Raw genomic sequence first — 8371 nt, 5'->3', positions numbered from 1 at the left:
TTATTTTGGACTGTATTTATGTCCCAGCCCCTTGAATAGTGTTTAATTTACATACCGAATAAACGTGCGAAGAAACCTTTTTTCTCTTCTTTCTTATGATATGGAACAGTAGGTTCATGTTGATTGTCAATCGGTATTTCTGGTTCAGGTGTTGTTGAATTTGGTGTACCTTGAACTTCTGTCTCAGATGTTTCATTTTCTGATTTAGTTGTTTCAGATGCATCAACTGCTGGTTGTTCTGAAGTACTTTCAGATTTAACTGGTTCTGTTTGTGTCGGTTGTTCAGTTTCAGCTGATGCTGTGGCACCTTTATAATCAGAAAGCGGTGTTTCTGTAGTTTTTTGAGTTTGTTCTTCTGAAGATGTTGTTTCAGTTTTAACTTCTTCCGTTGAAGGTTTAGTTTCTTTGACTTCAGCAGTCTTAGCCACTTGTTCCTCTGCTTTAGGTTCAGTTTTAGTTTCAACAGTAGGTTGTGGTTGTGCTAAAACTTTTTCAGTATGAGATTTCATAGCTTCAGTGTTATCTTGAACTGCTTTTGCTTGATCTTTTTGTGCTGTTTCAATCGCTTTAAGTGTTTTTTCGTGTTGATCAAGCTTATCTGTCATTTGTTGTTGTAAAGTTTGTAAATCTTTTTGTTGTTGGTGCACTTGAGAAATCATTTGGCCTAGCATTTGACGTTCTTCACGCATCTTAGTGATGTCGTTATGTAAGTCACTTAATAATTTTGCGAAGTTTTGATCGCTAGGAAGTTGATTTTGATCATCCTCTTTAACAACAATTTGTAAGAAATCATTTTCTTTCTCTAATTCTTCGAAAGCTAAGTCGTAACTATTTGTTTGCTTAACTTTATCCGCAATCTCTCTGAATAACTCGATGTCTTCTTCTTGGAAGTCAGTTGCTTCACGACCACGGTATTCTGTTTTCTTTAAATGGTAACCGCGTTCTTCTAAATGTTGTACGATTTTACGTACTTGTTTCTCACTTAATTCGACGCGTTGGGCGAATTCTTTTGTTAGCATCTGATCTATATCCTTTCACTCTATGATTTTAAGTGGGACGTATGTCTTACGTCACACAAACGTTAGTCTAACCTCTATGTTAGTTTAACCCGATTTCCTTTTGATTTCAAGGGTTCTCACGATTTTCGAAGATCCATTTGTTCAAGTAGCGGATAAACGGTTTTGCGTGAAAGGTGATTTGCGAAAACATATTTTAAAATATAACAAGATTTAACACTAGTACCGTAAATGTCTTTAGTCAACGGAATGCGTGTGTGCAAGAATAATTTCAATGGAATTGGTTCGCCGCCTGGCTCTATAGCAGGACGAATATAATCGATTTCTCTTTGTTCTTCAAAGCCATGTTCTTTTAAGAAAAGGTGACGTTGCATAAGCAGATCTGCATCAGGTTCATCTAAAGAATCCGGAATCGGTAATGCTTCCATCATAAAGAAATTCACATCGCGGTCATGCACACGGTTGGCTAGATTATCCAATCCTTCTTGGAGCTTCTCTAATGTTTCAGTTAAATAACGTTTTCTTTCTGGTGTGTCTACAGCAACTAGATACATAATAAATGCTGCATTTGTAGTAGCTTCGTAGTGGCCCGTGGCAAAACTGACAACTTCATCGTTATCTAAACCGACTAAGAAGACGTAATCATTTTGGGTGCGTTTATTTTCAAGTGATTGTTTGAATACATGGTGTTTTTGTGACACATTTCCGAATTGATAGTTATCAAAGAGATTTAAAGCTGCCTCATACAATGGATCGGATGTTTGTTTCACTAATTTAAAGTCCATAGCGCTGCCCTCCCATTTTTCTTTTGATTATAGCATATTGATACACTGGGCTTATATGTAAATAAAAAATAATCAGCAGACTAAGCTGCTGATTATCATGAATGCAAATTAAATTTCATATTCTTTATCGTGTTTATCTTTTTTTGTTTCGTATTCGTCTTTGAACTCTTTTCGGCTGATATCATGTTTATCAGCAAGCACAACGATATTACCATTAAGTAATTCGCGTTTTAGAATTTGACGTTCTGTGTCTGATAAGTCGTATTGTAATAAGACTGCTTGTTCACCGTCTTCCCCAGTTAGAAGGCGAGCAATTCTGTCACTGAACGTTCCGCTTGTAGATTGCACTGTCATGTCCGTGCTTGCTATACTGCCAAGGTTTAATTTGTTTTTGCTGATAACTGAAATCTCGTCTTTGGTATACCCCTCATCTAATCTGCGTTTTAAAGTATCAAAAATTTCGTCTTGTGATGTAAGTACAGTAATGTTTGCCATGTTAAAGCTCCCCCTCTGTGAAATATGTTTAATGTTATAATGTATACCCTTTTTTTATATAATTGAACCATCTAAATTATACTATTATACGACTAAGCTATCAAATAAATATAAGAAAATTCACACTATTATCAACGCAAGGACGTATTTTCTTCGATGCACAATTAGATTTTATGGAAATATGATGAATTAAGTTTCAGTTATTGAAATAAAGCCTGAAATTTGATATTATCATTAAATAATTTACCTTACTCATATAATCTAGAGAATTAGGCTTTAGAAGTTTCTACCATGTCGCCTTAACGACATGACTATGAGTCACTGATACAATACAACACAATGGTGCTTTCAAAACAAACGGGTAGACACGTGTTCATTCTACAATATAAGTTGAGGACTATTTGGGAGATGGGACTTATATTGTAGTGTTCACAAACATCGAGCGATTAAGTTTTGAAATGCGGAGAACAATAACAGCTTCTCAAACCGTCATTTATAAGTTGCTTTGGCAACACGCTTGAAGGGGTTGAACTTGCGTTAACCACAGAAGGCGTCAACAAGAATGGTCTTATATCTAATAAATATAAGATGATTTAAATTGACCTCCTGACTCCAAAGTGAACTTCATATTGATAATGATGTGTATTGCCTGTGCCACTCATAGATCCTGAAACTCATAGAGTAGTTTGGGATTTTTTTATACACAAATTTAGGAGGTTTGTTGGCGTGGAAGCGTTGAAAAAGAAGGTTAAAGAAGACGGCGTCGTCATTGGCGAAAAAATCTTGAAGGTAGATGGGTTTTTAAACCATCAAATTGATGCAGTGTTAATGTATGACATTGGCGAAACATTTTATGAACAGTTCAAAGATCAAGGCATCACTAAAATCTTAACTGTTGAAGCATCAGGCATTGCGCCAGCTATTATGGCAGCATATCGTTTTGAAGTACCATGTCTTTTTGCGAAGAAGGCTAAGCCAAGTACTTTGGCAGATGGATTTTATCAGACAGATATTCATTCGTTTACGAAAAACAAGACGAATCGTGTCATTATCTCTGAAGAATTTTTAGGAGAAAATGATCGTGTATTGATTATCGATGACTTTTTAGCGAATGGAGATGCGGCACTTGGTTTGAATCGTTTAGTTGAACAAGCAGGTGCAGAAACAGTCGGTATCGGTATTGTCGTGGAAAAAAGTTTCCAACAAGGCCGTAAACGATTAGAAGAAGCTGGCTTAAAAGTTTCTTCGCTTTGCCAAGTCGCATCGCTTCAAGGCAACCAAGTAACTTTAGTAGGTGAAGGTGAAGAGAACGCATGAAGAATTTCATCTTGAGTCTACAACATTTACTTGCAATGTATGCAGGTGCTATACTTGTTCCAATTATCGTCGGGACGAGTTTGAAATTCACACCAGAACAAATTGCGTACCTTGTAACAGTCGATATCTTCATGTGTGGGGTAGCCACATTTTTAGAAGCGAATAGAGTAACAGGTACAGGTTTACCGATTGTTTTAGGGTGTACCTTTACTGCGGTTGCACCGATGATATTAATCGGCCAGACCAAAGGTTTGGACGTATTATACGGGTCACTCTTTGTATCAGGGATTTTAGTGGTCTTAATTGCACCTGTCTTTTCTTACGTTGTTAAATTCTTCCCACCTGTCGTAACAGGTAGTGTGGTAACGATCATCGGGATTAATTTAATGCCGGTTGCTATGAACTATGTAGCAGGTGGACAAGGGGCAAAAGACTACGGCGATATGAAAAATATCATTTTAGGTTTTTCAACGTTGTTGATTATCTTGCTTTTACAACGTTTTACACATGGTTTCTTAAAGTCTATTGCAATCTTAATCGGGTTGATTGCAGGAACTTTGCTCGCTGGTGCTTTTGGTGTTGTCGACTTGAATCAAGTTGGAACAGCACATTGGTTCGAGTTTCCGAAACCATTCAGATTCTCAGGCTTTGCGTTTGATATCGGCGCGATTTTAGTATTCTTTATCGTAGCATTAGTCAGCTTGATTGAATCAACAGGTGTATACACAGCGTTAAGTAAAATCACAGGAAGAACTTTGACGCGTAACGACTACCGCAAAGGTTACACTGCGGAAGGGCTTGCGATTGTGATTGGTTCTATCTTCAACGCATTTCCATATACTGCATATTCTCAAAATGTCGGTTTGGTTTCACTTTCTGGCGTGAAAAAGAATAATGTCATCTATGGAATGGTCATCTTACTCTTAATTTGCGGTTGTATTCCAAAGTTAGGCGCGTTAGCAAATATTATTCCATTACCTGTACTCGGCGGGGCGATGATCGCGATGTTCGGTATGGTAATGGCTTATGGTGTCAGTATCTTAGGCAGTATCGATTTCAAGAAGCAGAATAACTTGTTAGTTATTGCTGTGGCTGTCGGTTTAGGAACAGGTATCAGTGCTGTTCCGGAAGCATTTAAAGCAATGGGCGAACAATTCGCTTGGTTAACACAAAATGGAATTGTACTAGGTGCTATCTCAGCAATCGTACTTAATTTCTTTTTTAACGGCTTAAAGTATCAACAAAACGAAGAAAATGTGAAATAATGTAATTAAAACAAATAATGGAGGCTGTATTCAATGTGGGAAAATAAATTTGCTAAAGAATCTTTGACGTTCGATGATGTACTGTTAATTCCAGCGGAGTCTGATGTATTACCTAAGGAAGTAGATTTAAGTGTTGAGTTATCAGACAGAATCAAATTGAAAATTCCAGTTATCTCAGCTGGTATGGACACTGTAACTGAGTCAAAAATGGCAATTGCTATGGCAAGACAAGGCGGTCTTGGTGTCGTTCATAAAAACATGAACATCGAAGATCAAGCTGATGAAGTACAAAAAGTTAAACGTTCTGAAAATGGTGTTATTTCTAATCCATTTTACTTAACACCAGAAGAAAAAGTTTATGAAGCTGAAGCCTTAATGGGTAAATACCGCATTTCAGGTGTACCGATCGTAGACAATAAAGAAGACCGCAACCTCGTTGGTATTCTCACAAACCGTGACTTACGTTTTATTGAAGATTTCTCAATCAGAATTTCAGATGTCATGACAAAAGAAGACTTAATCACAGCTCCAGTCGGCACAACTTTAGACGAAGCAGAAAAAATCTTACAAAAACACAAAATCGAAAAATTACCATTAACTGAAAATGGTAAATTAGAAGGACTTATCACTATCAAAGATATTGAGAAAGTTCATGAATATCCAAACGCTGCTAAAGACGCACAAGGCCGTTTATTATGTGCAGCAGCTATCGGTATTTCTAAAGATACTGACATCCGCGCAGAGAAATTGGTTGAAGCAGGTGTTGATGCATTAGTTATCGATACTGCACACGGTCACTCACAAGGTGTTATCGACCAAGTTAAACACATTAAAGCTAAATATCCAGAAGTAACAGTTATCGCTGGTAACGTTGCGACAGGCGAAGCTACAAAAGCATTATTTGAAGCTGGCGCAGATGTTGTTAAAGTAGGTATCGGACCTGGTTCTATTTGTACAACTCGTATTGTTGCGGGCGTAGGTGTACCTCAAATTACTGCAGTGTATGACTGTGCAACTGAAGCACGTAAACACGGCAAAGCGATTATCGCTGACGGTGGTATCAAATACTCTGGTGATGTTGTAAAAGCATTAGCAGCTGGTGGTCACGCAGTAATGTTAGGCAGCTTGCTTGCGGGTACTGAAGAAAGCCCAGGAGAAACTGAAATCTTCCAAGGTAGACAATATAAAACTTACCGTGGTATGGGTTCATTAGGTGCAATGGAAAGTGGTTCAAATGATCGTTACTTCCAAGAAGATAAAACACCTAAAAAATACGTTCCAGAAGGTATTGAAGGCCGTATCGCATATAAAGGTTTATTACAAGACAACATCTATCAATTGATGGGCGGCGTGAGAAGCGGTATGGGTTATACAGGCTCTCACAACTTGAAAGAATTACGTGAAGAAGCAATGTTTACACGTATGGGACCTGCTGGTTTAGCAGAAAGCCACCCACACAATATCCAAATCACAAAAGAATCACCAAACTACTCAAGATAAAAGGAGAAACTGATTTATGGAAATGGCGAAAGAACAAGAATTAATTCTTGTATTAGACTTTGGTAGCCAATACAACCAATTAATTACACGTCGTATTCGTGAAATGGGTGTGTACAGTGAGTTGCACGACCATGAAATTTCAATTGAAGAAATTAAAAATATGAATCCAAAAGGTATTATATTATCAGGCGGACCAAACTCAGTTTATGAAGAAGGTTCTTACACAATTGATCCTGAAATCTTCAATTTAGGCGTACCTGTACTTGGTATTTGTTATGGTATGCAGTTAACAACAAAATTATTAGGTGGAAAAGTTGAGCGTGCGAATGAACGTGAATATGGTAAAGCAATTATCCACGCAAAATCTGATGAAATCTTCTTCGGTTTACCAGAAGAACAAACAGTATGGATGAGTCACTCGGATAAAGTGATTGAAATTCCAGAAGGCTTTGAATCTATCGCAGATAGTCCAAGCACGCCTTACGCAGCAATCGAAGATAAAGAACGTCGTATCTACGGTGTTCAATTCCACCCAGAAGTGCGTCATACTGAGTATGGTAATGACATTTTACGTAACTTTGTGCGTCGTGTATGTGATTGTACAGGCGAATGGACAATGGAAAACTTCATTGAAGTCGAAATTGAAAAAATCCGTGAAAAAGTTGGAGACCGTAAAGTGCTTTGCGCAATGAGCGGCGGTGTAGACTCTTCAGTTGTTGCAGTGCTCTTGCATAAAGCAATCGGCGATCAATTAACTTGTATCTTCGTAGACCACGGTTTACTTCGTAAAGGCGAAGGCGACATGGTTATGGAACAATTCGGTGAAGGTTTCAACATGAACATCATCCGTGTGAATGCGAAAGATCGCTTCATGGATAAATTAAAAGGTGTGTCTGACCCTGAACAAAAACGTAAAATCATCGGTAACGAATTCGTATATGTCTTCGACGATGAAGCATCAAAACTAAAAGGTGTAGACTTCCTTGCTCAAGGTACGCTTTACACTGACGTCATTGAATCAGGTACAAAAACAGCACAAACAATCAAATCTCACCATAACGTAGGTGGATTACCTGAAGACATGCAATTTGAATTGATTGAACCTATCAATACATTATTCAAAGACGAAGTACGTGCTTTAGGTATCGAACTTGGTATTCCTGAACACTTAGTTTGGAGACAACCATTCCCAGGTCCAGGACTTGGTATCCGTGTTCTAGGTGAAATTACTGAAGAAAAATTAGAAATCGTCCACGAATCAGACGCCATCTTAAGAGAAGTGATTCGTGAAGAAGGTTTAGAGCGTGAAATCTGGCAATACTTCACAGTACTTCCAGGCATGCGTTCAGTAGGTGTAATGGGCGATTACCGTACGTATGACTATACAATCGGTATCCGTGCCGTAACTTCAATTGATGGTATGACAAGTGACTTTGCGCGAATCGACTGGGAAGTCTTACAAAAGATTTCAAGTCGTATCGTTAACGAAGTAGATCACGTCAACAGAGTAGTCTATGACATTACTTCTAAGCCACCAAGCACAATCGAGTGGGAGTAATTAATCTATAATATATAAAACGAAAACCCTTTAACCGCAATGGTTAGAGGGTTTTTTAAGAATACTTTACTTTTAAAATCAACACGAATTCTCAAAAGTGAACGTGTATATTATAATTTAGGTAACAAATATGATGCTAACATGATAAACACCGAGCCCGATAACTATTCGCAGTAGTTACCGGGCTTTATTTAGGTGTATTGGCTATGCCGTTGCTTTTTAATACGATTATTAGCCAATAGGAAAATAACGTGATTGTTACCCCTGAAGGTCAAGTAAATACATATGGATTGGGTGTAAGCAGTCTAATCTCTTTTAACAGTAATGGTTAGAGTTTTTTCATTGCCTTATAGAAAATAAAAAGAAAAAAATGGCTTAAAGCAATTTGAGTGTTTGATAACCTTAAGCTCTTTTTAAGCAAACTTCTCTTTATTA

Annotated in this window: 7 protein-coding genes and 1 riboswitch; of the genes, 4 read left to right on the top strand and 3 right to left on the bottom strand. The window is 37.7% G+C overall.

The window, feature by feature from the left end; genetic code table 11:
* Nucleotides 1-47 precede the first annotated feature (47 nt).
* From HMPREF2603_RS02910 to HMPREF2603_RS02900, 3 genes are all read right to left on the bottom strand, one after another.
* Nucleotides 48-1019 (bottom strand): hypothetical protein, encoded by a 972-nt coding sequence (locus HMPREF2603_RS02910; RefSeq protein ID WP_060804233.1) that lies wholly within the window; start codon nucleotides 1017-1019, stop codon nucleotides 48-50.
* Between the two features lie 116 nt (nucleotides 1020-1135).
* Nucleotides 1136-1801, bottom strand: coding sequence for a hypothetical protein (locus HMPREF2603_RS02905; RefSeq protein WP_023014899.1), 666 nt, complete (start codon nucleotides 1799-1801; stop codon nucleotides 1136-1138).
* Between the two features lie 108 nt (nucleotides 1802-1909).
* Nucleotides 1910-2296: a general stress protein gene (locus HMPREF2603_RS02900; protein ID WP_002480339.1), complete on the bottom strand. Its 387-nt coding sequence runs from the start codon at nucleotides 2294-2296 to the stop codon at nucleotides 1910-1912.
* Between the two features lie 232 nt (nucleotides 2297-2528).
* A riboswitch (purine riboswitch) is annotated at nucleotides 2529-2630 on the top strand.
* 392 nt (nucleotides 2631-3022) lie between these two features.
* Between HMPREF2603_RS02900 and xpt the strand changes: the two genes are divergently transcribed.
* Genes xpt through guaA form a run of 4 tightly spaced genes read left to right on the top strand, consistent with a single transcriptional unit; the run spans nucleotide 3023 to nucleotide 7936 of the window.
* Complete coding sequence (gene xpt, locus HMPREF2603_RS02895; protein ID WP_002480340.1) at nucleotides 3023-3613, top strand: xanthine phosphoribosyltransferase; 591 nt, start codon at nucleotides 3023-3025, stop codon at nucleotides 3611-3613.
* On the top strand, nucleotides 3610-4878 hold the full coding sequence (pbuX, locus tag HMPREF2603_RS02890) for a xanthine permease PbuX (RefSeq protein WP_002480341.1): 1269 nt from the start codon (nucleotides 3610-3612) through the stop codon (nucleotides 4876-4878). Before xpt ends, pbuX begins: the two co-directional genes overlap by 4 nt.
* Before the next feature lie 33 nt (nucleotides 4879-4911).
* Nucleotides 4912-6378, top strand: a complete 1467-nt coding sequence (gene guaB / locus HMPREF2603_RS02885; protein ID WP_002480342.1) for an IMP dehydrogenase — start codon at nucleotides 4912-4914, stop codon at nucleotides 6376-6378.
* Between the two features lie 16 nt (nucleotides 6379-6394).
* Nucleotides 6395-7936 carry a glutamine-hydrolyzing GMP synthase gene (guaA, locus tag HMPREF2603_RS02880; protein ID WP_070501909.1) on the top strand — a complete coding sequence of 514 codons (1542 nt, stop codon included), beginning with the start codon at nucleotides 6395-6397 and terminating at the stop codon, nucleotides 7934-7936.
* Nucleotides 7937-8371: the final 435 nt, after the last annotated feature.

The organism is Staphylococcus sp. HMSC055C03, from assembly GCF_001809385.1.
Taxonomy (GTDB): domain Bacteria; phylum Bacillota; class Bacilli; order Staphylococcales; family Staphylococcaceae; genus Staphylococcus; species Staphylococcus simulans.
The sequence above is the reverse complement of the archived record's forward strand: the minus strand, read 5'-3'. Positions and strand labels throughout refer to the sequence as shown.